Below are 24,134 nucleotides of genomic sequence, written 5' to 3'. Positions count from 1 at the left end.
ACGGCGAACCGCATAGGCGTGACGGATGTCTTGGTAGTTCATCCAAGACGTGAAAGTGGCCCAGAAGAGGGAGAAGGGAAGCAAGAACCAGCCGATCCGGCGTATGCGATCAGAAGTGTCACCCTGCCCGCGTTTGACAGACCGAAGGATAATGACGGCCACCACCAACATCCCCAATCCAACCACGGCAAATAGCGCGTCGAACCAGAAGGCGGGTTTGATTTGGTTGAGGGAATGGGTGAGGTCGAAAACTTCCAAGGTGTCCTACGCGCGACGGTTGCTAATGGAGCTTCGCAATGTCGGACAACGTCCGCAACGGGTCGAAAGCCGCCGCCCCGCCGCGCGCCGCGACCGGACTAGACACCACCGCCCGCCGCGCGCCATATCCGCCCATGCGCGACCACGACGCCGACGTCATCATCGCCGGAGCCGGCATGGCCGGGACCACCCTGGCGCTCGCCCTGGCCTCGGCCGGGGTCAAGGCCGTGCTGGTCGATCCCCAGCCGTTCGACGCCCAGCTGGCGCCGACCTTCGACGGCCGCTCGTCGGCCATCGCCTATTCGTCGTTCCGCCAGTGGCGGGCCATCGGGGCCGGCGAGGCCCTGGCCCCCCACGCCCAGCGGATCGAGCAGATCCTGGTCACCGACGGCAAGACGCCCGGGCCGGCCTCGGGCGGTCCCTCGCCGTTCTTCCTGCGCTTCGACAGCGGCGAGATCGCCGACCGCTCCGAAGGCGAGCCCCTGGGCTATCTGATCGAGAACCGCCAGATCCGCGCCGCCCTGGCCCAAACCGTGATCGACAAGGGGATCACCGTGCTGGCCCCGGCCGCCGCCAAGGCCCTGGAGGTCACGCCCGCCGCCGCGACCCTGACCCTGACCGACGGGCGGACCCTGTCGGCGCCGCTGGTGGTCAGCGCCGAGGGCCGCTTTGGCGTGCTGCGCAAGGCCGCCGGCATCGGCGACATCGGCTGGAGCTACGGCCAGAGCGGCGTGGTGGCCACCGTGCGGATGCAGCATCCGCACCAGGGCGTGGCCCACGAATACTTCCTGCCCGGCGGGCCGTTCGCCATTCTTCCGTTGACGGACAATCGCGCCAGCCTGGTCTGGACCGAGAGCACGGACCGGGCCGAGGCCCTGCGCCACGCCGCGCCCGAAGCGTTCCACGCCCACCTGATGCGGCGGTTCGGCGATTTCCTGGGAACGGTCGAGATGGCCGGCCCGACCTTCGTCTATCCGCTGTCGCTGTCGCTGGCCGAGCGGCTGGTCGCCCCGCGCCTGGCCCTGATCGGCGACGCCGCCCACGGCGTGCACCCGATCGCCGGCCAGGGCCTGAACCTGGGCCTGAAGGACGCCGCGGCCCTGGCCGAGGTGGTGGCCGAGGCCCTGCGCCACGGCGAGGACATCGGCGCCGAGGCGACGCTGGAGCGCTACGCCCGCTGGCGGCGGTTCGACAACGTGACCAACGCCCTGGCCTTCGACGGTTTCGTGCGCCTGTTCTCCAACGACAACCCGCTGCTGCGCCTGGCGCGCGGCGTCGGCATGGCGGCGGTCAACCGCATCGCCCCGGCGCGGCGGTTCTTCATGCACGAGGCCGGCGGCGGGGTCGGCGACCTGCCCAAGCTGCTGCGGGGCGTGGCGCTTTAAGCCTAAACGACAAGCACGGCCTTGCGGCGACGCGTGGAAGCGCCAACCTAGGCCCATCGCCTCGTCGACCGGACGCGGCGCCGGAGTTGCTTGATGACCGCCCAGACCGCCGCGGAGACCCCCGCCCACCCTGAATTGAGGCGCGGCCTGACCGTGGCCATGGCTGTCGCCACCGGCGTCGGCGTGGCCAACATCTACTACAACCAGCCCATGCTGGGGGTGATCGAGGCCGACTTCCCGGGCCAGGCCCTGGCCGGCTTCATCCCGACGGCGACCCAGCTCGGCTACGCCCTGGGCCTGTTCTTGCTGGTGCCGTTGGGCGATCTGCTGGAGCGGCGCGGCGTCATCCTGCTCCAGTTCCTCGTCCTGGCCGCCGGCCTGGTCGCCGCCGCCCTGGCGCCCACCGTGGGACTGGTGATCGTCGCCTCGCTGGTCGTCGGGGTCTGCGCCACCGTGGCCCAGCAGATCGTGCCGTTCGCCGCCCACCTGGCGACTCCGGAACGGCGCGGGGCGACGATCGGGACGGTCATGGCGGGACTGCTGTGCGGGATCCTGCTCAGCCGCACCCTGGCCGGTTTCGTCGCCACCCATCTGGGCTGGCGGGCGATGTTCTGGCTGGGCGCGCCGATGGCCCTGGCCGCCTGCGCCCTGATGGCCGCGGTCCTGCCGCGCAGCCGGCCCGAGGACGGCGGCCTGCGCTATGGTCCGTTGCTGAAGTCGCTGGGAAGCCTGTGGCTGGAGCTTCCGGCCCTTCGCCGCGCGGCCCTTACCCAGGCTCTGCTGTTCGCCGGCTTCACCGCTTTCTGGACCATCCTGGCCCTGCACCTGAAGGAGCCGCGCTTCGACCTCGGCGCCGACATCGCCGGCCTGTTCGGCGTGGTCGGGGCGGTTGGCATCCTGGCCGCACCCCTGGCCGGCCGGGTCGCCGACCGGCGCGGGCCGCATCTGGTGATCCTTCTGGGCGCGGGACTTTGCGTCCTGTCCTGGCTGGTGTTCGGCCTATGGAACGCCGTGGCCGGCCTGATCGTCGGGGTGATCCTGATGGACTTCGCCGTGCAAGGCGCGCTGATTTCCAACCAGCACCTGGTCTACGCCCTGCGTCCCGAGGCTCGGGCCCGGATCAACACCCTCTTCATGGGGGTGATGTTCCTGGGCGGCGCGGCCGGGTCGGCCGGCGCGACCACGGCCTGGACCCTGGGCGGCTGGACGGCGGTGTCGGCCCTGGGGGCCGGCGCGGCCCTGCTGGCGCTGGTCCTGCAACTGGCCGGACGCAAGGCCTGGCCGTCGCGGACCTAGTCTTCCAGGCTGCGGGCTTCCTCGGGCAGCATGATCGGCACGCCGTCGCGGATCGGATAGGCCAGCTTGGCGGCGTTGCTGATCAGCTCGCCCCGGGCGCGGTCGTAGAACAGCGGCGCGCGGGTAGCGGGACAGACCAGCACCTCCAGCAGGCGCGGGTCCAGGTCGGCGGGCGGAGGCGGGGGGGCTGCGGTCATGAGGAAGTTCTAGGGGTTTTTTTGAGCACCGCACACCCCCTCAGTCGCCCCCTCAGTCGCTACGCGACAGCTCCCCCAAAGGGGGAGCATCTATTGCGGCGTAGATCCTCCCCCTCTGGGGAGGTGGCCCGAAGGGCCGGAGGGGGATCGTCACCGCTACTGCAGCATCGTCGGATCTTCGTCGTCCCCCGCCGCCGCGTCGATCTCCAGCAGGGCCACCAGGGTCTCGCGGCGTTCGACCAGGGTCGGGGCTTCCAGCAGGGCCTGCTTTTCGACCGGCTCGAACGGCAGGGCCATGGCCAGGCTGTTGATCAGGGCGTCGGACGGCGCGGCCTCGGCGCTGCTCCAGTCGATGGCCAGGCCGCGATGGTCCAGATAGCGGCGCAGGGCGTTCAGCAAGGGCAGGGCGTCGCCGGCCGCGGCGCTGTCGGGCGCCCCCTCGCGCAGGTCGGCCTCGAACGCCGTGAAGTCGGCGCGCACCTGGCGATAAGGCCCGCGGGCCGGCAGCTCGTCGCCGACCCGAAAGCGGCAGACCCCGGTCAGGGTGACCAGGTAGCGGCCGTCGCTGGTCTCGGCGAAACTGGTCACCCGGCCGGCGCAGCCGACCGGCGCCAGGTTGGGCCGCTCGGCCTCGCCGCCCGGGCGGGTCTGGACCATGCCGATGATCCGCTCGCCCGACATGGCGTCGTCGAACATGTTCAGATAGCGCGGTTCGAAAATGTTCAGCGGCAGCTGGCCGCCGGGCAGCAGCAGGGCGCCGTCCAGCGGGAACACCGGGATCACCAGCGGCAGATCGTCCGCCCTTCGATAGGATCCCGGCATGCGACGCTCCCTTTGGATCTAACTGAACAGGATGGATGACAGCCGCTTGCGGCCGGCCTTGGCCACCTCGGACGCGTAGCCCGCGGCCTCGAACACGGTCAGCAGCTGCTTGCGGGCGGCCTCGTCGTTCCAGGCACGGTCGCGTTCGATGATGGTCAGAAGATGGTCCGAAGCCGCCTGAAGATGGCCGGCGCCGGCCAGGGCCTTGGCCAATTCGAAGCGGGCCTCGTGGTCGTCGGCGTCGGCGGCCAGGCGCTTTTCGAACGACGCGGTCTCGGACGGCGCGTCCTCGGCCAGGGCCAGGGCGGCGCGGACGCTCTCCAGGTCCGGGTCCTTGGCGCCGGCCGGGGCGGTGGCGGCCACCTCGGCCGCGCCCTGCAGGTCGCCGCTGGTCAGGTAGCACTTGGCCAGGCCGCCGATGGCCTTGACGTTGGCCGGGTCCATCTGCAGCACCTGGGCGAAGGCCTGGGCCGCGCCGCCGACGTCGCCCAGATCGACCGACTCCTTGGCCATGGCCAGCAGGGCGTCGACGTCGCTCTCGGCCGGCGGGCCGGCCAGGCGGTCGATGAACGCCTTGACCTGGCTCTCGGGCAACGCGCCCTGGAAGCCGTCGACCGGCTGGCCGTTGACGAAGGCGTAGACGGTCGGGATCGACTGCACGCGCAGCTGGCCCGAATAGCCGGGGTTCTTGTCGACGTCGATCTTGACCAGCTTGACCGCGCCGCCGGCGGCGTTGACCGCCTTTTCCAGGGCCGGGGTCAGCTGGCGGCACGGGCCGCACCAGGTGGCCCAGAAGTCGACGATGACCGGCTGGGTCTTGGAGGCTTCGATCACGTCGGCCATGAAGCTGGCGTCCGTGCCGTCCTTGATGTGCGCGCTCTTGCCCCCCCCTTGCCCATTAGGGCCGCCGGCTTGGATGGGAGCGGGTTTGTCGCCGATCAGGGCCATGGGGTCTCTCTAAATACGCGGGTCTTGAACGCACGGGGCGCCGATTGGATCGGCGGTGGCGGGACGGCGCCGTCCCTCTCGGCGGCCAAGATGGTCTCTCGGCGCGCGGTTCGCAATCGGGCGATCGGCTTAATGAACGACCGTCATGGCGGCGAAATCGACGATCATCGGCGTGACTCCCAGCGCGGCCAGGAATCGGCGGAAGCCTTCTTGCGAAACGGCCGTGGTGGCGTCGTTGGCCAGGGGGTGGAAGTTGACCGGATCGGCCTTGGCCAGGGCGGCGTCCAGCACGAAGCGCACGCGGCGTTCGGAGTCGTTGATCAGGCCGAAGGCGGTGACCGAGCCCGGCGTCACGCCCAGGGTCTGAACCATCAGGTCCGCGCTGCCGAACGACAGCCGGCCCGAGCCGATCACCGTGTGCAGGCGCTTGAGGTCGATCGCCGTCTCGCCCAGGGCCGAGATCAGCCACAGCTGGCCCTTGGCGTCCTTCAGGAACAGGTTCTTGGTGTGGCCGCCGGGCAGGGCGGCCTTGATCTCCAGCCCCTCCTCCACGCGGAACACCGGCGGATGGTCGAGGGTGGAATGGGCGACGCCGTGGGCGTCGAGGAGGGCGAACAGGTCTGCCCGGCTCTTCATCGTGCTCTTCATGGGGGACTTCCTAGCCGAGCCCGCGCCCGCTAGACCAGACGGCAAAGCCGGCGCCCACGAAAGAGACCCGCATGGAACTGGAGTGCTACCCCACCGAAGCCCGCCCGCCGGAGATCGTGCCGGGCCGGCCGCAACGGGCCTGGATGGACCATTTCGCCGACCGGCACCCCTATCGCTGCCTGCCCCTGACCATGGCCAACACCACCGGCTGGGAGATCCTGTGCCCGGTCGGCTTCACGGCGACCTGGGACGGCGGGGCGCACCAGAACTGCATCACCTTCCGGGCCGACCACCCGCATCCGGGCTTCGACGACTTCGTCAAGTCGCACTTCTCGCGCGGGACCATCACCTTCCACACCGGCTACCTGTTCCGCACCCCGCCGGGCTGGTCGATCTGGACCATGGGCCCGCCCAACCACGTCAAGGACGGCGTCCAGCCGCTGGCGGGCCTGGTCGAGACCGACTGGCTGCCCTTCCCCTTCACGATGAACTGGATCTTCACCCGCCCGGGCGCGGTGCGCTTCGAGAAGGGCGAGCCGTTCTGCTTCTTCATGATGATCCAGGACAAGCCGCTGGAGCAGGTGCAGCCGGTGATCCGCTCGATGAACTCCAACCCCGATCTGCGCAAGCAGTACGACACCTGGGCCGCCAAGCGCGGCGAGTTCAACGCCCGGATCTTCAAGCGCGAGCCCGAGGCGATGAAGGAGGCGTGGCAGCGCTTCTACTTCAAGGGCGAATATCCCGAGGAGGTCGAGGCCCCGGCCCCCGTGGCCCACGTCAACAAGCGGCGGCTCAAGGCGCCGAAGGTCGGGTGACGACGCGAACGCACCGCACGCCGCTGTCGATCTGGATCGTCGCGATTATCTGGATAGCGCTCACGGTGCAGCCGCTGTTCAAGCTCATCGGCGGCGGGCCATACGCGTTCACCTCGTTCTGGTTCGGCATGTGGGCCATTCAGCTGGCCGTCGCGGCCTATCACACGATCGCCCTGCTCCGGCTCAGTCGCTGGCCGATCGTGCTGCAGGTCATGGCCCTCGCGGGGGGCTTCCTGACCCAAGCCTTGACCGGAAAGCTCGGGCCGGCGCCGCTGTCGGTGTTGGGTCTCCTTCTGATGTGGTTGCCGTTCGGATTTTATCTGGCCCTCACCCTGCCCCACTGGCGCAAAATGAACTGGGCGCCGTTCGGGGGCCTCTATCGGCCGCAGGATCAGGTCGGGGTGTTCGCCTAGAACGCTCTCCAGACCGTTGTCATCCCGGACGAAGCTAGGGCGGATCGACTTTCAGCCGCGTTCCCGATGAGTCCGCCATTCTCGCCCTCGTGGCGAGAATCCCTCTGACCGCCGCAAGTGCGGGAGCGTGGCGCGCCAGCGCGCCAAAGGCATCTCACCGCCAGCTTAACCGGGGATTCCCGCCACGAGGGCGGGAATGATGGACAAAAGGGGCGGGCTCGGGTGTTGGCTCGGTCGCGCCGAATGTCGACCCGCCTGTGTCCGGATGACGCTCTTGGACGCCCTTGTTTCGGCGCATGGACGGTGGCCGGGCCGCCAGTCGGCGCCGCGGGCGGAATGATCACACGGGTCGAACGCACCGGATGAAACAGGCTCCACAGAATACTCTGCTTGACAGAGTATCTGATCGTGATAACTCTGCCTGACAGAGCGCTCTGGGCGCGAACTTCAAGGAGGCTGGGATGGGCATTTCCAAGAGCGAGGCGGCGTCGGCGTTGGCCGATATCGAGAGCACGACCGGTCGCGGCCGATTGCTGAAGAGCTACCAGGTCGGCGGGCCGATCCTGATGGTCTGGGGCGTCGTCTGGGCGGCGGGCTACACCGCCATGGGCGTGCTGCCGCCCGAGCGCTGGGGCCTGGCCTGGCTGGTGCTGGACGCGATCGGCATCGCGGCGACCATCGTGCTCAGCCGCCGCGCCAGGGGAGCCGCCCAGGGCGGCGCCAAGGCCGGGCAGGGCTGGAAGACGATGGCCAGCGTCTTTACGATCTTGGCCTTCATCGCCGCGACCTTCACGGTGTTCCGGCCGACTTCCCTCGACCCGGCGATGGTGTTTCCCGGCCTGGTGGCGGGCCTGGTCTATAGCGGCGTCGGTATCGCCTACGCGCCGCGCTATATGTGGATCGGCGCCAGCGTGTTCGCCGCCACCCTGATCGGCTGGTTCTTCTTCCAGCCCTGGCTGGCCTTCTGGATGGCGGCGGTCGGCGGCGGTGGGCTGTTCGTGGGCGGCCTGTGGCTGAGGAAGGCTTGAGCGTGGCCGAGCTGGACGAACTGATCCACCAGCCCCTGCGGCTGAAGATCATGGCCGCGCTGCACGCCGAGCGCGACGCCGAGCCGGTGGAGTTCTCGCGCCTCAAGGCCGTCACCCAGGCGACCGACGGCAACCTGGGCAGCCATCTGGCGACGCTGGAAAAGGCCGGCTATGTCGAAATCACCAAGGACTTCGTCGGCAAGAAGCCCCGCACCCGCGCCGCCCTGACGCCGGTCGGCCGCAAGGCCTTTCGGCGGCATGTGGACTACCTGCGCGCCGTGGTCGAGGGCGTGGACGGGGACGTCACCTAACCACCGCTCATCCCGGCGAACGCCGGGACCCAGATGGAATGGCTTTGGGGCCGACGCCAAGAACGCTGAGCTCTTCCAATCAGCCACCCAGCTTTGGGATCTGGGTCCCGGCGTTCGCCGGGATGAGCGGATTATGGGGCTGGCGAAAAGATCAAACCGCCTTCACCGCCGAGACGATCGACTTGACCACCTTCCGGACCAGGGCCGGGTCGTCGCCCTCGGCCATGATGCGGATCAGGGGCTCGGTGCCGGACGGACGGACCACGATGCGGCCCGAACCGTTCAGCTGGGCCTCGCCGTCGGCGATGGCCTCCTTGACGGTCTTGTGCTCCAGCGGCTTGCCGCCGGCGAAGCGGACGTTCTCCAGCAGCTGCGGCACCGGCTCGAACTGCCGGCCCAGGGCGCTCATCGGCTGGCCGGTCTGGATCATCACCGCCAGCACCTGCAGGGCGGCGATCAGGCCGTCGCCGGTGGTCGAGAAGTCCGACAGGATCACGTGGCCCGACTGCTCGCCGCCGATGTTGAAGCCGCCCTCGCGCATGCGGGCCATCACATAGCGGTCGCCGACGCCGGTGCGCTCCAGCTTCAGCCCGTTGTCGGTCATCAGCCGCTCGAGGCCGAGGTTGGACATCACCGTGGCGACCACGCCGCCCGCCTTCAGCGTGCCGGCCCGGGCGAAGGCCAGGGCGACGATGGCCATGATCTGGTCGCCGTCGACCACCACGCCCTTCTCGTCGCAGATCACCAGCCGGTCGGCGTCGCCGTCGAGAGCGACGCCGATGTCGGCGCGATATTCGCGCACCATCTTGGCCATGGCTTCGGGATGGGTCGAGCCGCATTCGGCGTTGATGTTCGTGCCGTTCGGGGCGACGCCGACAGTGATCACCTCCGCGCCCAGCTCGTAGAGCGCCGTGGGGGCCACCTTGTAGGCGGCGCCGTGGGCGCAATCGATGACGATGCGCAGGCCCGACAGGCTCAGATGGCGCGGGAAGGTCGCCTTGGCGATCTCGACATAGCGGGCCTGGGCGTCATCGATGCGGGTGACGCGGCCCAGGCCGCGCGGCGGGGCCAGGCCCTCCTGCAGGCCCTCGTCCATCAGGGCCTCGATCTTCAGCTCCTGCTCGTCCGACAGCTTGTAGCCGTCGGGGCCGAACAGCTTGATGCCGTTGTCGGCGAAGTCGTTGTGCGAGGCGCTGATCATCACGCCCAGGTCGGCGCGCATCGAGCGGGTCATCATCGCCACGGCCGGGGTCGGCAGCGGGCCGAACAATCGCACGTCCATGCCGACGCTGGCGAAGCCGGCCACCAGGGCCGGCTCGAGCATGTAGCCCGACAGCCGGGTGTCCTTGCCGATCACCACCAGGTGGCGGCGGTCGTCCTGCGAGCGGAACAACTTGCCGGCCGCCAGGCCGACGCGCAGGGCGACCTCGGCGGTCATCGGATGCTTGTTGGCCTGACCGCGGATGCCGTCGGTGCCGAAATAAGCGCGCTTGCTCATGGTCTTGTTCTGGTCTCGGTTAGGCCTTGGTCGAACCGCGAAACGATCCGAAATGCAGATTTATGAGGGCCGGGTCCTCACGAATGCTAAAGCCTGGCCTCGAAATATCCGCTTCGACAGCAATAGTCCGGTCGAAGCGTTCTACAAAGGATCATGGCCCATGTGCGGCATCATCGGCATCGTCGGCACCAAACCCGTCACGGAGCGCCTGATCGACAGCCTCAAGCGGCTGGAATATCGCGGCTACGACTCGGCCGGCGTGGCGGCCGTCGTCGTGGGCGGCAAGGTCGAGCGCCGGCGGGCCCAGGGCAAGATCAAGAACCTGGAGGCGGTGCTGGTCGAACAGCCCCTGGCCGCCCAGAACGGCATCGGCCACGTGCGCTGGGCCACCCACGGCGCGCCCAACGTCGGCAACGCCCACCCCCACACCGCCGGCCGCGTCACCCTGGTGCACAATGGCATCATCGAGAACTTCGCCGAGCTGAAGGCCGAGCTGAAGGCCGCCGGCCGCGTCTTCGGGAGCGACACCGACACCGAGGTCATCGCCCACCTGATCGACGCCGAACTGGCCACCGGCCTGGAGCCGCTGGACGCCTTCAAGGCCACGCTCGACCGCCTGACCGGGGCCTACGCCCTGGCGGTGCTGATCGAGGGCGCCGACAACCTGATCCTCGGCGCGCGGCGCGGCAGCCCGCTGGTGGTCGGCAAGGGCCAGGGCGAGATGTTCCTGGGCTCCGACGCCCTGGCGGTCGGCCCGTTCACCAACCGGGTGATCTATCTGGAGGAAGGCGACTACGTGGCCCTCGACCACGACGGCGCCCGGATCTTCGACGTCTCGGGCGCGCCGGTCGAGCGCGCCGTGAAGCTCGTCCCCGCCTCGGCGGTGATGATGGAGAAGGGCAACTACCGGCACTTCATGGAAAAGGAGATCCATGACCAGCCGGAGGGCTGCCAGCGCACGATCTCGGCCTATGTCGACGCCCTGACCGCCCGCACCGCCGTGCCGGGCGACATCGACTTCAAGGCCCTGGAGCGCATCCAGATCGTCGCCTGCGGCACATCCTACATCGCCGGGGTGATCGGCAAGTACCTGATCGAGCAGCTGGCCGACTTGCCGGTCGACGTCGAGATCGCCTCGGAGTTCCGCTACCGCCAGCCGGCCCTGCGCCCCGGTTCGCTGGTCATCGCCATGTCGCAGTCGGGCGAGACCGCCGACACCCTGGCCGCCCTGCGCTACTGCAAGGCCAAGGGCATGAAGAGCGCCGTGGTGGTCAACGCCCAGGAATCGACCATGGCCCGCGAGGTCGACGTGGTCTGGCCGATCCACTGCGGACCGGAGATCGGCGTGGCCTCGACCAAGGCCTTCACCGCCCAGGTCAGCGTGATGATCGCCCTGGCGGTGGCGGCGGCCAAGGCGCGCGGGATGATCGACGCGGCCGAGGAGCAGCGGATGGTCCGGCTGATGCTGGAGGCCCCGCGCCTGATCGCCGAGGCCATCGGCCTGGAGGACGCCCTCAAGGAGATCGCCACCGACATCGCCAAGGCCCGCGACGTGCTGTTCCTGGGCCGCGGCCCGATGTCGGCCCTGGCCCTGGAAGGCGCCCTGAAGCTGAAGGAGATCAGCTACATCCACGCCGAGGGCTACGCGGCCGGCGAACTGAAGCACGGTCCGATCGCCCTGGTCGACGACCAGACGCCGATCATCATCCTGGCCCCCTACGACAGCTATTTCGAGAAGTCGGCCTCGAACATGAGCGAGGTGATGGCGCGCGGCGGCCAGGTGGTGTTCATCACCGACCCGCAAGGCGCCAAGCACGCCCCGGCCGGCGCCCGGGTGGTGGTCACCGCCCCGGCCAGCGACCCGCTGGTCTCGACCCTGGTGATGTCGGCCCCGATCCAGCTGCTGGCCTACCACGTGGCGGTGGTGAAGGGGGCCGACGTGGACCAACCGCGGAATTTGGCGAAGTCGGTGACGGTGGAGTAGGGATTCATAACCCGCTCATCCCACGAAGGCGGGGATGAGCGGGTTATGAGAGGCGATGAACGGCCTTTAGGAAATGCCGGCCAGCTTCGAATTGCGCGCCGAATAGCCGAAATAGATCGCGCAGGCCGCCGCCGCCCAGGCCGCGAACAGGATCCAGGTGTCCAGCGGCAGGCCGTAGATCAGGTAGCCGCAGAACGCCACGCTGAGCGCCGGCACGACCGGATAGAGCGGCACGCGGTAGCCGCGCGGCAGGTCCGGCTGGGTCCGCCGCAGGATGATCACCCCCAGCGAGACGATGGCGAAGGCGATCAGCGTGCCCATGCTGGTCAGGTTGACCAGGGTGTCGAGCGGCACGAAGGCGGCCAGCAGGGCGATGAAGGCCGCGACGATCCAGGTGTTGAGGTCCGGGCTCTGGGTCCTGGGATTGACCCGCTGGAACACGCGCGGCAACAGGCCGTCGCGGCTCATGGCGTAGAGGATGCGGGTCTGGCCGTACATGACGACCAGGGTGATCGAGAAGATCGAGACGATGGCCCCGACGCAGAGGATCAGCGAGGTCCAGGCCTGGCCGGTCAGGTTGCGCAGGATCACCGCCAGCCCCGCTTCCTGCCCCGCGAACGCCGTCCAGGGCTGGGCGCCGACGGCGGCCAGGGCCACCAGGATGTAGACGCCGGTGACGATCAGCAGGGACAGGATGATGCCCAGCGGCAGGGTGCGGCGCGGGTCCTTGACCTCGTCGCCGGCCGTCGAGACCGCGTCGATGCCGATATAGGAGAAGAAAATCGACGAGGCCGCCGCCCCGATCCCGGCCACGCCCATCGGCGCGAACGGTTGCAGGTTGCCGGCGTGGAAGCCGCTGAAGGCGATGACCACGAAGAACAGCAGCACAAGCAGCTTCAGCACCACCAGGATCGCATTGACCGTCACCGACTCCTTCACGCCCCGCAGCAGCAGGACCAGGCAGGCGCCGACCAGCACCACGGCCGGCAGGTTGAACACCCCGCCCGCCCCCGGGGCCTTGGCAATGGCGTCGGGCATGCGCCAGCCGATCAGGTCGGAAAACATCTCGTTCAGGTACTGGCCCCAGCCCACCGCGATGGCCGAGGCCGAGACGGCGTATTCCAACAGCAGGCATGCGCCGACCAGGAAGGCGACGAACTCGCCCAGGGTGGCGTAGGCGTAGCTGTAGGACGACCCCGACACCGGGATGGTCGAGGCCAGTTCGGCGTAGCACAGGGCGGTCAGGGCCGCGGTGATCCCGGCGATCACGAACGAGACGACGACGGCCGGACCGGCGGCCGGCACCGCCGTGGTCAGGGCCACGAAGATGCCGGTGCCGATCGTGGCGCCGACCCCCAGCATGGTCAGCTGGAACAGGCCGATCGAACGGTGCAGGCCCTCGTCGGGCAGATGCTCGCCGCCCTCGGCGACGACCCGGCTCACGGGCTTGCGGCGAAACAGGTCGGCCGCGCGAAACTGGCCCATGGAGATCCCCGAGGTCTGGAAAGGCGGCGGCAACCTAGCCTTGGCCGACTGCTCGCGGCAACTCGGCTCCGCCGACGACAGCGGAGAAGGGCGCTCTTGCCGCCCCTCCGACAACGGCTAAGCTCGGCCTCGACGAGGTGGAGGAGGCCCATGTCCATCACCATGACGCCGATCGGCAGGGTCCATGGCGGCCGCGACGTTCCCGAGGACGACGACTGGGGCCGGAGCCGAGCGCGCATCGACCTCGACCCCGCCCGCTTCGACGCCGAGGCGCTGATGGGCCTGGACGCCTTCAGCCATGTCGAGGTGGTCTATGTGTTCGACAAGGTGACCGACGACCAGATCGTCGCCGGCGCCCGCCACCCGCGCGGCAACCCGGCCTGGCCCAGGGTCGGCATCTTCGCCCAGCGCGGCAAGAACCGGCCCAACCGCATCGGGGTGACGGTCTGCGAGATCGTCGCGGTCGACGGCCTGTCGCTGGAGGTGCGCGGCCTGGACGCCATCGACGGCACGCCGGTGCTGGACCTCAAGCCGGTGATGGCCGGCTTCGCCCCGCGCGGCGCGCATCGCGAGCCCGACTGGGCGCGGGAGATCATGAAGGACTACTGGTAGACCAGGGTCATTCGTAGACGAGTTTCTGGGCGAAGAACGGCAGCATGTCGCTATAGACCCGCCCGGTCTCGCCCCAGGTGCGGTCGCCCCAGCCGCCGACATATTCCTCGGCCTCGTGCGGCACGCCGAACTCGACGAGGGCGCGGGAGAAGGCCTGGTTGGAGACCACGTGGTCGGGATTGGGGTCGTTGCGGCCCCAATCGAACTTCAAGCCGCGCAGGGTCTTCAGGTTGTCGGCGTAGCGCGGCAGGTTCAGGCCCAGCAGAAAGCTGTCCTGCAGCTTGGCGGTCCGCTTCATGTCGACGACCATGCGCCCGTCCGCCTCCTTGCGCGCCGGCAGGTCGACATAGAGCGGCGGCCGGTCGGGATTGGGCAGGTGGGCCTGGTAGATGGCCACGAACAGTTGCGAGAAGCCGTCGGCCTTCAGGTCGTCCAGCGACCTGGCGTTCTGGATCAGATCCCAGTTGGGCCGCGAGGACATGGTCTGCAGGCCAAGCCCCGTGCCCACCGGATGCAGGGCGTAGACCGAACCGAAGACGTCGGCGTGGCGCATGCCGAACGCCAAGGCCCCGTAGCCGCCCATCCGGTCGCCGGCCAGGCCGCGCGAGTCGCGGCCCGCCAGGGTGCGAAACTGCTTGTCCGTCCAGGGCACGAGCTCGTCTGCCATGAACGCGTCCCAACGACCGGTGACCGGCGAGCTGGTGTAGATCGAACCGCCCAGCGGCGTGCTGAAGTCGGCGGCGACCACGATCACCGGCGGGATCGCCTTGGCGGCGATCGCCTGGTCGAGCAGGGCGGCGAAGCCGTCGCGGTCGAAGGCCGGCCGTTCGTCCTCAAACAGGTTGTGCAGGTAGTAGATGACCGGGTAGCGCCGGCCCGAGGCGTCGTAGCCATCGGGCAGATAGACCCGCACCCGCCGCTGCGGGCTGACGCCGATCTTGTTGCCGTCGAAGGCCTTGGACGCGACGACGAAGTCGCGCACCTGGCTCTGGGCCAGGGCCGGCGGAGCCGCCAGCAAGGTCATGAAGGCCGCGAGCAGCAGGCCGAGCCGGATCATCGGGACTCTCCGTGTCACACCCAGGGAGAACGCCACGCCACTCAACTGAAGATCATCAACGCCCGGCAATCGGGCGCATTTACGGCGGCTTAAAGCATTTTCGAGCGAAGTGGACGCCGGTTCGCGTGAAGAAAATGCGCCAAGACAAAGATTACCGCCGCTCGCCTTCGAACATGTAGTCGCGGGTGATCGGCAGGGCCCCGACCTTCTTGGCGACCTGGATCTGGAAGACCATGTGGCCGCCGTAGCGGAAGCCCAGCTCGGCCCCGCACAGATAGAACTCCCACATCCGCCGGAACCGCGCGTCGAACATCGTGGGGATGTCGGGATCGGCCAGGAAGCGCAGCCGCCAGTGCTTGCAGGTCTCGGCGTAGTGCAGGCGCAGGATCTCGATGTCGGTGATCCACAGGCCCGCCGCCTCGACCGCCTTGACGATCTCCGACAGGCCCGGGATGTAGCCGCCGGGGAAGATGTACTTGGCCGTGAAGGCGTTGGTCGCGCCCGGTCCCGACATGCGGCCGATCGCGTGGATCACCGCGCTGCCGTCGTCGGCCAGCAGGCGTTTGACCGTGTCGAAATAGGTCTGGAAGTTCGGCGCGCCGACGTGCTCGAGCATGCCGACCGAGACGATGCGGTCGAAGGTCTCGTCGAGGTCGCGATAGTCGGTCAGGCGGAACTCGACCTGGTCGGACAGGCCGGCCTTCTCGGCCCGCTCACGGGCCAGGGCCAGTTGCTCGGTCGACAGGGTGACCCCGGTCATCCGGGCCCCATGGTCGGCCGCCAGGGTCAGGGACATGCCGCCCCAGCCCGAGCCGATGTCCAGCACCTTCATGCCCGGGGTGATGTTCAGCTTGGCGCCGATATGGGCCTTCTTGGCGGCCTGGGCCTCCTCCAGGGTCATGTCGGGCCGGGCGAAATAGGCGCAGCTGTACTGCATGTCCGCGTCGAGGAAGCGTTTGTAGAGCTCGTTTCCGACGTCGTAGTGATGGGCGACGTTGCGGCGCGCGGCGATGCGATCGTTGAGCGACTGCATCGTGCGCTTGACCGCCTTCCTGGCCCGGGTGATGGGCGTGCCGCGCTTGGGCGTGCGCCCGCCGCTCCGGCCGACGATCTCCAGCAGGTCCCACAGGGTCCCCTGCTCGATCTTCAGGTCGCCCTCCATATAGGCCTCGCCCAGGCCCAGGCTGGGATTGGCCACCAGGCGGCGCAGGCCGCGGGCGTTGACCCGCATGGTCACCGGCGGACCCGAGCCGTCGCCGGCCTTCTTCACCGAGCCGTTGGGAAGATGGACGGTCAGGTCGCCGACCTTGACCATCCTGTTCAGCAGCGCTTCGATCATGACCGCGACCCTAGCGCGAGCGCGGCCGGAGAAAAGGCGGAAATTTTCGTCCGCCTCCCCTTGCAAACCGGCGGCCGCGAACCGGTCAGCGCTCGCTGTCGAGATGCGCCATCTGGGCCTCGGCGTAGCGCGCGCCGGCGGCGGCGTCCCTGGGCACGGCCCGTTCGATCGCCGCCAGGTCGTCGGCCGACAGCGCCACGTCCAGCGCGCCGAGCGACTCCGACAGCCGCGCGCGGGTGCGCGCCCCGACCAGGGGCACGATGTCCTGGCCCTGCGCCGCCACCCAGGCGATGGCGATCTGGGCGACGCTGACGCCCTTTTCCTGCGCGATCCTGCGCAGCGCCTCGACCAGGGCCAGGTTCTTGTCGACATTGTCGCCCTGGAAGCGCGGGGAATAGGCGCGGAAGTCGCCCTTGGCCTTGCCTTGGTCCTTGTCCCAGTGGCCGCTGATCAGGCCGCGCGACAGCACGCCGTAGGCGGTCATGCCGACGCCCAGCTCGCGCAGCACCGGCAGGATCTTGTCTTCGACCCCGCGGGTGATCAGCGCGTATTCGATCTGCAGGTCGACGATCGGATGGACGGCGTGGGCCCTGCGGATCGTCTCGACGCCCACCTCCGACAGGCCGATGTGGCGCACGAAACCGGCCTGGACCATCTCGGCGATGGCGCCGACCGTGTCCTCGATCGGCACGTCGGGGTCCAGGCGGGCGGGACGGTAGATGTCGATATGGTCGACGCCCAGCCGCTGCAGCGTATAGGCCAGCGAGGTCTTCACCGCCGCCGGGCGGCCGTCGAAGCCGATCCAGCCGGCCCCGGGGTCGCGTTGGGCCCCGAACTTGACGCTGAGCACGGCCTTGTCGCGCCTATTTCCTTTAAGGAGGCCGCCCCTGAGCGCCTCGCCGATCAGCATCTCGTTGTGGCCCATGCCGTAGAAGTCGCCGGTGTCGATCAGGGTGATCCCGGCCTCAAGGGCGGCGTCGATCGTCGCCAGGCTCTCGGCCCGGTCGGACGGGCCGTACATGCCCGACATGCCCATGGCGCCCAGGCCCAGGGCCGAGACGACCGGACCGGTCTTGCCGAGTTGACGCGTTTGCATGGGAAGTCTCCGTGAAAGGCGCCGGGGAGGGCGTCCGTGTTCGATGGCGGCACTATGCAGCCCCGCCTCGCGTGCGATAATCCGGCCATCACCGCACGAGCTGTTCGGAAATTCGCACAATGGCCCAGCCCGATCTCGCCGATCTCGACGCCTTCACCGCCGTGGCGCGGGCCCGCGGCTTCCGTGGCGCGGCGGCCCAGCGCGGGGTTTCGGCCTCGTCGTTGTCCGAAGCCCTGCGTCGGCTGGAGGCGGCCCTGGGCGTGCGCCTGCTCAACCGCACCACCCGCAGCGTCACCCCCACCGAGGCCGGCGAGCGGCTGCTGGCCCGCCTGACCCCGGCCCTCGCCGACGTCGGCCTGGCCCTGGACGAGGTCAACGCCTTCCGCGACAGCCCGACCGGCGTGCTGAAGCTGAACGTGCCCGGCGCGGTGGCCCGCATCGTCTTTCCCGACCTGATCCCCCGCTTCCTGGCCGCCCATCCCGGCATCCGCGTCGAGATCAGCGTCGAGGACGCCTTCGTCGACGTGCTGGCCGCCGGCTTCGACGCCGGGGCCCGCTACGACGAGCGCCTGGAGAAGGACATGATCGCCGTGCCCCTGGCCGGGCCGCAGCGCTTCGTGGTGGTCGGCTCGCCGGCCTATTTCGAGCGGCGCGGCCGGCCGAGCCATCCGCGCGAGGTGCTCAACCATCCCTGCATCCGCCACCGCTTCGCCAGCGGCGTCAGCCACGCCTGGGAGTTCGAGAAGGACGGCGAGGTGATCCGCGTTCAGCCCGAAGGCCCGCTGATCACCTCCAGCGGCGAGCTGGAACTGGCCGCCGCCGAGGCCGGCCTGGGCCTGCTGGCCACCTTCGAGGGCTTTTGCGCCGATCGCATCGCGGCGGGCCGGCTGGAAACCGTCCTCGACGACTGGCTGCCGCCGTTCAGCGGACCCTATCTCTACTATCCCAGCCGCCGGCACATGCCCGCGCCCCTGCGGGCGTTCGTGGATTTCGTGAAGGCGGAGCGGCGGTAGGCGCCGCTGGACGCCCCCTCCGCCGTGCAGAACCCATCCAACCCAGGTGAAATCTGCCCCAACACCCCCGCCCTAAGCGTCGCATTAGAAAGGCTGTTCTTGCTTATGCGCCTTGCGGGGCGTAACGGGTCCGCTCCCGCCGCCGATGGCGGGGCTTACAAGACGAATTGGAGGCTGCGATGGGTTACCGGGTCGCCGTGGTCGGCGCCACGGGCAATGTGGGCCGTGAGATGTTCAACATCCTCGAGGAAGTGAAATTCCCCGTGGACAAGATGCATGCCATCGCCTCGCGCAAATCCATCGGCGTGGAAGTCTCGTTCGGCAGCCAGATCCTTCGCTGCGAGGACCTGGAGACCTTCGACTTCTCGACCGTCGACATCGTGCTGATGAGCGCGGGCGGCGCCATCTCCAAGGCCTGGGGCGAGAAGATCGGCGCCGCGGGCGCGATCGTCATCGACAATTCCAGCCACTTCCGGATGGACCCGGACGTGCCGCTGGTGGTGCCGGAAGTGAACCCGGACGCCGTCGACAAGCTGCCCAAGAACATCATCGCCAACCCCAACTGCTCCACGGCCCAGCTGGTGGTGGTGCTCAAGCCCCTGCACGACGAGGCCAGGATCAAGCGGGTGGTCGTCTCGACCTACCAGTCGGTCTCGGGCGCCGGCAAGGAAGGCATGGACGAGCTGTGGGAGCAGACCAAGGGCGTCTTCGTCCTGGGCGCGCCCGAGCCGAAGAAGTTCACCAAGCAGATCGCCTTCAACGTCATCCCCCACATCGACGTCTTCATGGAAGACGGCTTCACCAAGGAAGAGTGGAAGATGATGGCGGAGACCAAGAAGATCCTGGATCCGTCGATCAAGCTGACCGCCACCTGCGTGCGGGTGCCGGTCATGGTCGGTCACGCCGAGTCGGTGAACATCGAGTTCGAGACCCCGCTGGACGAGGACGACGTCCGCGAGATCCTGCGCGACGCCGACGGCGTGCAGGTGGTCGATAAGCGCGAGGACGGCGGCTACATGACGCCGAAGGAAAGCGCCGGCGAGTTCCCGGTCTATGTCTCGCGCATCCGCACCGACCCGACCGTGGAGAACGGCATCGCGCTCTGGTGCGTGGCCGACAACCTGCGCAAGGGCGCGGCGCTGAACGCCGTGCAGATCGCGCAGCTGCTGCATGAGAAGGGTCTCATCAAGCAGAAGCTCCCGGCCTAAGCCGCCCCTCCGCAACAAGCGGGTGGACGATTTCAGGGCTCCCGGGACATCAGGTCCCGGGAGCCTTTTTCATTTGCGACCTTGAGGAACGACGCGATGTCGGCCGATTTGACCAAGAGCCCGGAAGAAGCCCGGACAGCTTTGATCGCCGGTGTGGGCTGCTACCTGCTGTGGGGCGTCCTGCCGCTCTATTTCCACCTGCTGTCCCTGCTGGGCGTCGGCGCGTGGGAGATGGTCGCCCACCGCACCCTGTGGGCCGCCCCCTGGGCCTTCCTCGCCGTGCTGATGGCCCGCCAGGGCGGGCAGGTGGCGGCCGTGCTGCGCCAGCCCCGGACCTTGGGGATCCTGGCCCTGAGCACGGCGGCGATCTTCATCAACTGGTCGATCTACGTGTTCGCGGTCACCGCCGGCCACGTGATCGAGGCCAGCCTGGGCTACTACATCAACCCGCTGATGAACATGGCGGCCGGCGCCCTGCTGTTCCGCGAGCGGATCAGCCGCGAAGGGGCCATCGCCATCGGCCTGGCCGTGATCGGGGTGGCGATCCAGACGGCGGCCCTGGGCCACCTGCCGATCATCTCGCTGGGGGTGGCGCTGAGCTTCTGCCTCTACGCCATCCTGCGCAAGCAGGTGAAGGCAGACGCCCAGACCGGCCTGTTCATCGAATGCGTCTACCTGGCCGTGCCGGGGCTGGTCTACGTGCTGCACCTGCAGGCCGCCGGCGCCGGCCACTTCGCCACGGGCGCGGGCGTCACCACCCTGCTGCTGCTGGCCGGGCCGGCCACGGTGGTGCCCCTGGCGCTGTTCGCCTGGTCGGCGCGGCGCATGCCGCTCAGCGCCATGGGCTTCCTGCAGTTCATCGCGCCCACCCTCCAGTTCCTGATCGGCGTCGTTCTGGGCGAGGCGTTCACCCCAATGCGGGCCCTGTCGTTCGTGTTCATCTGGCTGGGCGTGGCGGTGTTCGCCTATGGGGCCTGGAAGCGGACGCGGGCGGTGGCGATCGCCTGATCCCACGGCGTCATCCCTGACCTGTGAGGGGATGACGCCGGATTCGAACACCAGCTAGGTTGGCCCTCTCACGAGAGCCGCCCCATGCCGACCCGACGCTCCCTGCTCGCCGCCGCCGGCGCCCTGGCCATGACCGGCGCGGCGCGCGACCCGCTCGACGACCTGCTGGCCGGCGCGGGCGACCCGCAGGCCGCCGTCCCGGCTCTGGCGGGAACCGCCTTCCGCGGCGCGCCCAAGCCTCTTGCGGCGACCGTGGCGCGCGGCCTGGCCGACGTCGCGAGCGGCCGGGCCATGACCGAGAGCTCCCCGGCCCGCATCGCCTCGATCTCCAAGCTGGTCACGGCGCTCGGCTTCATGACCCTGGTCGAGGCCGGCAAGGTCGGGCTAGACGACGACGTCTCCGACATCCTGGGCTGGTCCCTGCGCCATCCGCGTTTCCCCCAGGCGGCGATCACCCCGCGCCGGCTGATGTCGCACACCAGCGGCCTGCGGAACGGCCCCAGCTACCCGGTCGCGTTCGGCCGGCCGCTGAGCGCAGCCCTGACGCCCGGCGGCGTCCAGTGGGACGGCGGCGCGTGGTTCGGACCAGCCGAGGAGGCGCCGGGCGACTGGTTCGCCTATGCCGACGTCAACTACGCCGTGGTGGCCCAGTTGATCGAGCGGCTGTCGGGCCAGCGCTTCGACCATTTCATGGCCGGGCGGGTGCTGGGGCCGCTGGGCCTGGAGGGCGGCTTCAACTGGAGCGGGGTCTCGCAGGCGGTCCGTGACCAGCGCGCCGTGCTCTATCGCAAGGCTCCGTCCGACGACGGACCCTGGGACGCGGCCGGTCCCTGGGTCGCCCAGCTGGACCAGGCCCTGCCGCCCGCGCCCCAGGCCGCCGTCCGGGTCGCGCCCGAGGCGGCGGGACGCTCGCTGGACAGCTACGTCCCCGGCGAGAACGGCTTCGTGTTCGCGCCGCAGGGCGGCCTGCGAGCCTCGATCAACGACCTGAACACGATCGGCCGGCTGCTGGTCCGACGCGGCGCCCCGATCCTGAAGCCCGAAACCTTCCAGGCCATGACCAGCCCGGCCTGGCGGTTCGACCCGGCCCGCCCCAACGGCGAGGGCTATGGCGGCCTGATCCGCGCCTACGGTCTGGGCGTCCAGACCCTGACCGGGACCCAAGGCTACGACAATCCGTTCGACGGTTGCGAAGGCTGGATCGGCCATGCCGGCGACGCCTACGGCCTGACCTCCGGCCTTTGGGTCGCCCCCAACACGCGCCGCGGCCTGGCCTACCTGCTGACCGGTCAGGCCGGGCCGCTAAAGCGCAACAAGGGCCGCTCGAAGCTGACCCGCCAGGAAGAAGCCCTGGCCGCGTGGCTGGCGCGAGCCTGACAGCAACCGTCGGGCGAGGCATGGCGCGGCGCGAGGCCTTGGGCCATGCTCGCACCCCATGACCGGTCCGCAACATCCGCCCTGCGACGAAGGCGTCGTCCGGGCCCATCCCTGTCCCGAAGGCGAGACCTCCGCGTCCCGCAAGCGCCTGGCCCTGGCCGCCACGGTGCTGGGCTCGAGCATGGCCTTCATCGACGGCTCGGTGGTCAATGTCGCCCTGCCGGCCATGCGGACCGCGCTGAAGGCCGACGCCGCCCAGGTGCAGTGGATCGTCAACGCCTACCTGCTGCTGCTGGGCGCCCTGGTGCTGATCGGCGGCTCGGCCGGCGACCGCTATGGGCGGCGGCGGATCTTCGTGATCGGCGTGAGCCTGTTCGCGGCCGCCTCGCTGGGCTGCGCCCTGGCTCCGGACGCCGGCTGGCTGATCGCCGCCCGCGCCGTCCAGGGCGTCGCCGCGGCCATGCTGGTCCCGGCCAGCCTGGCGATCCTGGGCTCGACCTTCAGCGACCAGGAGCGCGGTGCGGCGATCGGGGCCTGGGCCGGGTTCGGGGCGGTGACCACGGCCGTCGGCCCGGTGCTGGGCGGCTGGCTGGTCGACCACGTCTCGTGGCGGGCCATCTTCCTGATCAACCTGCCGCTGGCCGCCGCCACCGTCTGGCTGGCCCTGGCGGCCGTGCGCGAGAGCCGTGACCCGGAGGTCGAGCGTCTGGACTGGCGCGGCGCGGTCCTGGCCGCCGCCGGCCTGGGGGCTTTGACCTGGGGCCTGACCGCCGCCGGCCACCGCGGCTGGACCAGCCTGCCGGTCTGGACCGCCCTGGCCCTCGGCGCGGCCCTGCTGGCGGGCTTCATCGTCAGCCAGGCCCGCGAGAAGCATCCGATGATGCCGCTGGCGCTCTATCGCTCCCGAACCTTCAGCGGCGCCAACCTGCTGACCCTGGCGCTGTATTTCGGCCTGACCGGCGCCCTGTTCTTCCTGCCGTTCGAGCTGATCGCCCGCCACGGCTATTCGGCGGCCGGAGCCGGTGCGACCCTTCTGCCGTTCTCGGTGATCATGGGCGGCCTGTCGGGCCTGGCGGGCCGGCTGGCCGACCGGTTCGGCGCCCGGCCGATGCTGACGGCCGGCCCGATCCTGGCCGGGATCGGGTTCGGCCTGTTGGGCGCGCCGTGGATCGGCTCGGGCTACTGGACCGGCGTGCTGCCCGGCCTGCTGGTGGTGGCCCTGGGCATGACCGTCGCGGTCGCGCCCCTGACCAACACGGTGATGAGCGCGGTGTCCGCCAGCCACGCCGGCGTCGCCTCGGGGGTCAACAACGCCGTCGCCCGGGTGGCCGGCCTGCTGGCGGTGGCGGTGCTGGGCCTGATCTATTTCGCGCCGGGACCCCAGGGCTATCCGTGGGTGATGGGGATCAGCGCCGTGGCGGCGATCGTCGCGGGAATCGTCGGGGCGCTGATGATCGAGAAAAAGCCCCGCGCGAAGGCCTAGAACCGCTTGGCCACGCCCACCGCCAGCTGGAGGTCGGGCGTATCGCGGTTCAGGCCGACATAGGCCGAGGCGTCCAGCTGCAGGTCCTTGACCGAGGCCGGCGTCCAGGCCGCCGTCAGGTCGAAACTGGCCGAGGTGACATGGCCGGACGGATCCTCGTCGCGGTCGGCCCACAGCTCGACGCCCAGGGCCACCGGCCCGAACGAACGCCCGACCCCGACCGCCCCGCCGAAGCCCGCGTGGCGGCCCGCGCCGTCGGCGTCCGGACGCGCGTCCAGCTCCGGCGACAGGGCCAGCGACCAGTCGCCGTTCAGCGGCAGCGAGATCGGAACGATCACCCCGCCCTGCCAGGCGTCGCCGCCGATCCCCTCGGCCCCGACCGGCGCGACGAGGAAGGGTTGCAGGGCCACCGAGACGCCGTCGCCCGCCGGATTCCGCAGCGACCAGCGCAGGGCGAAGGTGACATCGCCGGTCCCGTCGACGGTCGAGACCGCGCCCGAGGCCCGGTCCTTCTGGCGGACCCGTTCGTGGGCCGTCCAGCTGATCTGGCCCTCGACGGTCGGGGTCAGGCCCAGGCGCAGTTCGACGGCCCCGAAGGCCAGGTCGTCGGTCGAGACACCGCCGCCCCGGCTCCAGGCCCCGTCGGCCACGCCCAGCTCGGCCTGGAAGCGCCCGGCGTCGAGCACGCAGGGCGGCGAGCCCTTGCCCGGCCGGTCGGCGCAGAAGTCGCGCGCCCCATCCTGGGCGTGGGCCGCGGAACCCCACGCCAGGGCGGCCAGGCCGACGACGCCCGCGATCCTGATCTTGGCCCCGACCTTGCCCATGTCCGCCTCCGAAGGTTCGCTAGAGCATT

General features: G+C 69.7%; 24 protein-coding genes. 13 read left to right on the top strand and 11 right to left on the bottom strand.

Features of this window, described 5'->3' with window-relative positions; translation table 11 throughout:
• Positions 1–258, bottom strand: a 258-nt coding sequence (locus BM066_RS26680; RefSeq protein WP_218150919.1) for a hypothetical protein, incomplete at its 3' end; no start/stop codon positions are given.
• A gap of 134 nt (positions 259–392) precedes the next feature.
• Between BM066_RS26680 and BM066_RS18135 the strand changes: the two genes are divergently transcribed.
• Together BM066_RS18135 and BM066_RS18130 are read left to right on the top strand one after the other, a co-directional pair.
• Positions 393–1,643 (top strand): UbiH/UbiF/VisC/COQ6 family ubiquinone biosynthesis hydroxylase, encoded by a 1,251-nt coding sequence (locus BM066_RS18135; protein WP_089929818.1) that lies wholly within the window; start codon positions 393–395, stop codon positions 1,641–1,643.
• A 93-nt stretch (positions 1,644–1,736) separates the two neighbouring features.
• Positions 1,737–2,939 carry an MFS transporter gene (locus BM066_RS18130; RefSeq protein ID WP_089929812.1) on the top strand — a complete coding sequence of 401 codons (1,203 nt, stop codon included), beginning with the start codon at positions 1,737–1,739 and terminating at the stop codon, positions 2,937–2,939.
• On the opposite strand, the gene BM066_RS18125 is transcribed toward BM066_RS18130, so the two are convergent.
• The 4 genes from BM066_RS18125 to BM066_RS18110 all read right to left on the bottom strand — a co-directional run bounded on the left by BM066_RS18125 (position 2,936) and on the right by BM066_RS18110 (position 5,542).
• Positions 2,936–3,136 carry a Trm112 family protein gene (locus BM066_RS18125; RefSeq protein WP_089929811.1) on the bottom strand — a complete coding sequence of 67 codons (201 nt, stop codon included), beginning with the start codon at positions 3,134–3,136 and terminating at the stop codon, positions 2,936–2,938. The two genes, BM066_RS18130 and BM066_RS18125, sit on opposite strands and share 4 nt — an antisense overlap.
• Positions 3,137–3,292: 156 nt before the next feature.
• Positions 3,293–3,958, bottom strand: a complete 666-nt coding sequence (locus BM066_RS18120; RefSeq protein ID WP_089929810.1) for an LON peptidase substrate-binding domain-containing protein — start codon at positions 3,956–3,958, stop codon at positions 3,293–3,295.
• 18 nt (positions 3,959–3,976) lie between these two features.
• Positions 3,977–4,906 (bottom strand): thioredoxin family protein, encoded by a 930-nt coding sequence (locus BM066_RS18115; protein WP_089929809.1) that lies wholly within the window; start codon positions 4,904–4,906, stop codon positions 3,977–3,979.
• A 129-nt stretch (positions 4,907–5,035) separates the two neighbouring features.
• Positions 5,036–5,542 carry a prolyl-tRNA synthetase associated domain-containing protein gene (locus BM066_RS18110; RefSeq protein WP_089929817.1) on the bottom strand — a complete coding sequence of 169 codons (507 nt, stop codon included), beginning with the start codon at positions 5,540–5,542 and terminating at the stop codon, positions 5,036–5,038.
• 83 nt (positions 5,543–5,625) lie between these two features.
• On the opposite strand from BM066_RS18110, the gene BM066_RS18105 reads away from it, so the two are divergent.
• From BM066_RS18105 to BM066_RS18090, 4 genes are all read left to right on the top strand, one after another.
• Positions 5,626–6,369: a DUF6065 family protein gene (locus BM066_RS18105; RefSeq protein ID WP_089929808.1), complete on the top strand. Its 744-nt coding sequence runs from the start codon at positions 5,626–5,628 to the stop codon at positions 6,367–6,369.
• Positions 6,366–6,782: a hypothetical protein gene (locus BM066_RS18100; protein WP_089929807.1), complete on the top strand. Its 417-nt coding sequence runs from the start codon at positions 6,366–6,368 to the stop codon at positions 6,780–6,782. The genes BM066_RS18105 and BM066_RS18100 overlap by 4 nt, the downstream gene beginning before the upstream one ends.
• Positions 6,783–7,243: 461 nt before the next feature.
• Complete coding sequence (locus BM066_RS18095) at positions 7,244–7,810, top strand: hypothetical protein (protein WP_089929806.1); 567 nt, start codon at positions 7,244–7,246, stop codon at positions 7,808–7,810.
• A gap of 2 nt (positions 7,811–7,812) precedes the next feature.
• On the top strand, positions 7,813–8,121 hold the full coding sequence (locus BM066_RS18090) for a winged helix-turn-helix domain-containing protein (protein ID WP_089929805.1): 309 nt from the start codon (positions 7,813–7,815) through the stop codon (positions 8,119–8,121).
• A gap of 151 nt (positions 8,122–8,272) precedes the next feature.
• Here the strand turns inward: BM066_RS18090 and glmM are convergent, their stop codons facing one another.
• On the bottom strand, positions 8,273–9,619 hold the full coding sequence (glmM, locus tag BM066_RS18085; protein ID WP_089929804.1) for a phosphoglucosamine mutase: 1,347 nt from the start codon (positions 9,617–9,619) through the stop codon (positions 8,273–8,275).
• Between the two features lie 160 nt (positions 9,620–9,779).
• Between glmM and glmS the strand changes: the two genes are divergently transcribed.
• A complete protein-coding gene (gene glmS / locus BM066_RS18080; protein ID WP_089929803.1) occupies positions 9,780–11,603 on the top strand; it encodes a glutamine--fructose-6-phosphate transaminase (isomerizing) in 1,824 nt (607 codons plus the stop codon).
• A gap of 66 nt (positions 11,604–11,669) precedes the next feature.
• Here the strand turns inward: glmS and BM066_RS18075 are convergent, their stop codons facing one another.
• The gene (locus BM066_RS18075) at positions 11,670–13,088 is read right to left on the bottom strand and encodes an APC family permease (RefSeq protein ID WP_089929816.1); all 1,419 of its coding nucleotides are present in this window, start codon (positions 13,086–13,088) and stop codon (positions 11,670–11,672) included.
• A 150-nt stretch (positions 13,089–13,238) separates the two neighbouring features.
• On the opposite strand from BM066_RS18075, the gene BM066_RS18070 reads away from it, so the two are divergent.
• On the top strand, positions 13,239–13,700 hold the full coding sequence (locus BM066_RS18070) for an SAM-dependent methyltransferase (RefSeq protein WP_089929802.1): 462 nt from the start codon (positions 13,239–13,241) through the stop codon (positions 13,698–13,700).
• A 7-nt stretch (positions 13,701–13,707) separates the two neighbouring features.
• On the opposite strand, the gene BM066_RS18065 is transcribed toward BM066_RS18070, so the two are convergent.
• From BM066_RS18065 to BM066_RS18055, 3 genes are all read right to left on the bottom strand, one after another.
• Positions 13,708–14,757 carry an alpha/beta hydrolase-fold protein gene (locus BM066_RS18065; protein ID WP_089929801.1) on the bottom strand — a complete coding sequence of 350 codons (1,050 nt, stop codon included), beginning with the start codon at positions 14,755–14,757 and terminating at the stop codon, positions 13,708–13,710.
• 151 nt (positions 14,758–14,908) lie between these two features.
• On the bottom strand, positions 14,909–16,096 hold the full coding sequence (locus tag BM066_RS18060) for an SAM-dependent methyltransferase (protein WP_089929800.1): 1,188 nt from the start codon (positions 16,094–16,096) through the stop codon (positions 14,909–14,911).
• A gap of 85 nt (positions 16,097–16,181) precedes the next feature.
• Entirely contained in the window at positions 16,182–17,192 is a 1,011-nt protein-coding gene (locus tag BM066_RS18055) for an aldo/keto reductase (protein ID WP_089929799.1), read from the bottom strand.
• Between the two features lie 119 nt (positions 17,193–17,311).
• Between BM066_RS18055 and BM066_RS18050 the strand changes: the two genes are divergently transcribed.
• From BM066_RS18050 to BM066_RS18030, 5 genes are all read left to right on the top strand, one after another.
• Positions 17,312–18,205 carry a LysR family transcriptional regulator gene (locus BM066_RS18050; RefSeq protein ID WP_089929798.1) on the top strand — a complete coding sequence of 298 codons (894 nt, stop codon included), beginning with the start codon at positions 17,312–17,314 and terminating at the stop codon, positions 18,203–18,205.
• A gap of 179 nt (positions 18,206–18,384) precedes the next feature.
• Entirely contained in the window at positions 18,385–19,413 is a 1,029-nt protein-coding gene (locus BM066_RS18045; protein ID WP_089929797.1) for an aspartate-semialdehyde dehydrogenase, read from the top strand.
• Positions 19,414–19,509: 96 nt separating this feature from the next.
• Positions 19,510–20,421 (top strand): EamA family transporter RarD, encoded by a 912-nt coding sequence (rarD, locus tag BM066_RS18040; RefSeq protein WP_089929796.1) that lies wholly within the window; start codon positions 19,510–19,512, stop codon positions 20,419–20,421.
• Positions 20,422–20,505: 84 nt separating this feature from the next.
• Complete coding sequence (locus BM066_RS18035) at positions 20,506–21,798, top strand: serine hydrolase domain-containing protein (RefSeq protein WP_089929795.1); 1,293 nt, start codon at positions 20,506–20,508, stop codon at positions 21,796–21,798.
• Between the two features lie 58 nt (positions 21,799–21,856).
• Complete coding sequence (locus BM066_RS18030; RefSeq protein WP_089929794.1) at positions 21,857–23,281, top strand: MFS transporter; 1,425 nt, start codon at positions 21,857–21,859, stop codon at positions 23,279–23,281.
• Here BM066_RS18030 and BM066_RS18025 read toward each other — a convergent pair.
• Positions 23,278–24,105, bottom strand: coding sequence for a transporter (locus BM066_RS18025; RefSeq protein WP_089929793.1), 828 nt, complete (start codon positions 24,103–24,105; stop codon positions 23,278–23,280). The two genes, BM066_RS18030 and BM066_RS18025, sit on opposite strands and share 4 nt — an antisense overlap.
• Positions 24,106–24,134: the final 29 nt, after the last annotated feature.

It is taken from the genome of Caulobacter sp. UNC279MFTsu5.1 (genome assembly GCF_900114015.1).
GTDB lineage: Bacteria > Pseudomonadota > Alphaproteobacteria > Caulobacterales > Caulobacteraceae > Caulobacter.
Note: the sequence above shows the minus strand (reverse complement) of the source record. Positions and strands in the feature narration are given on the sequence as shown.

Excerpts from the sequence above, each read along its gene's own strand:
- glmS (WP_089929803.1), top strand. The coding sequence starts at position 9,780 with ATGTGCGGCATCATCGGCATCGTCGGCACCAAACCCGTCACGGAGCGC.
- BM066_RS18060 (WP_089929800.1), bottom strand. The coding sequence starts at position 16,096 with ATGATCGAAGCGCTGCTGAACAGGATGGTCAAGGTCGGCGACCTGACC.
- BM066_RS18105 (WP_089929808.1), top strand. The coding sequence starts at position 5,626 with ATGGAACTGGAGTGCTACCCCACCGAAGCCCGCCCGCCGGAGATCGTG.
- BM066_RS18130 (WP_089929812.1), top strand. The coding sequence starts at position 1,737 with ATGACCGCCCAGACCGCCGCGGAGACCCCCGCCCACCCTGAATTGAGG.
- BM066_RS18115 (WP_089929809.1), bottom strand. The coding sequence starts at position 4,906 with ATGGCCCTGATCGGCGACAAACCCGCTCCCATCCAAGCCGGCGGCCCT.
- BM066_RS18045 (WP_089929797.1), top strand. The coding sequence starts at position 18,385 with ATGGGTTACCGGGTCGCCGTGGTCGGCGCCACGGGCAATGTGGGCCGT.
- BM066_RS18035 (WP_089929795.1), top strand. The coding sequence starts at position 20,506 with ATGCCGACCCGACGCTCCCTGCTCGCCGCCGCCGGCGCCCTGGCCATG.
- BM066_RS18120 (WP_089929810.1), bottom strand. The coding sequence starts at position 3,958 with ATGCCGGGATCCTATCGAAGGGCGGACGATCTGCCGCTGGTGATCCCG.
- BM066_RS18075 (WP_089929816.1), bottom strand. The coding sequence starts at position 13,088 with ATGGGCCAGTTTCGCGCGGCCGACCTGTTTCGCCGCAAGCCCGTGAGC.
- BM066_RS18135 (WP_089929818.1), top strand. The coding sequence starts at position 393 with ATGCGCGACCACGACGCCGACGTCATCATCGCCGGAGCCGGCATGGCC.
- BM066_RS18065 (WP_089929801.1), bottom strand. The coding sequence starts at position 14,757 with ATGATCCGGCTCGGCCTGCTGCTCGCGGCCTTCATGACCTTGCTGGCG.
- BM066_RS18025 (WP_089929793.1), bottom strand. The coding sequence starts at position 24,105 with ATGGGCAAGGTCGGGGCCAAGATCAGGATCGCGGGCGTCGTCGGCCTG.
- BM066_RS18050 (WP_089929798.1), top strand. The coding sequence starts at position 17,312 with ATGGCCCAGCCCGATCTCGCCGATCTCGACGCCTTCACCGCCGTGGCG.
- BM066_RS18125 (WP_089929811.1), bottom strand. The coding sequence starts at position 3,136 with ATGACCGCAGCCCCCCCGCCTCCGCCCGCCGACCTGGACCCGCGCCTG.
- rarD (WP_089929796.1), top strand. The coding sequence starts at position 19,510 with ATGTCGGCCGATTTGACCAAGAGCCCGGAAGAAGCCCGGACAGCTTTG.
- BM066_RS18110 (WP_089929817.1), bottom strand. The coding sequence starts at position 5,542 with ATGAAGAGCCGGGCAGACCTGTTCGCCCTCCTCGACGCCCACGGCGTC.
- BM066_RS18030 (WP_089929794.1), top strand. The coding sequence starts at position 21,857 with ATGACCGGTCCGCAACATCCGCCCTGCGACGAAGGCGTCGTCCGGGCC.
- glmM (WP_089929804.1), bottom strand. The coding sequence starts at position 9,619 with ATGAGCAAGCGCGCTTATTTCGGCACCGACGGCATCCGCGGTCAGGCC.
- BM066_RS18055 (WP_089929799.1), bottom strand. The coding sequence starts at position 17,192 with ATGCAAACGCGTCAACTCGGCAAGACCGGTCCGGTCGTCTCGGCCCTG.
- BM066_RS18070 (WP_089929802.1), top strand. The coding sequence starts at position 13,239 with ATGTCCATCACCATGACGCCGATCGGCAGGGTCCATGGCGGCCGCGAC.
- BM066_RS18095 (WP_089929806.1), top strand. The coding sequence starts at position 7,244 with ATGGGCATTTCCAAGAGCGAGGCGGCGTCGGCGTTGGCCGATATCGAG.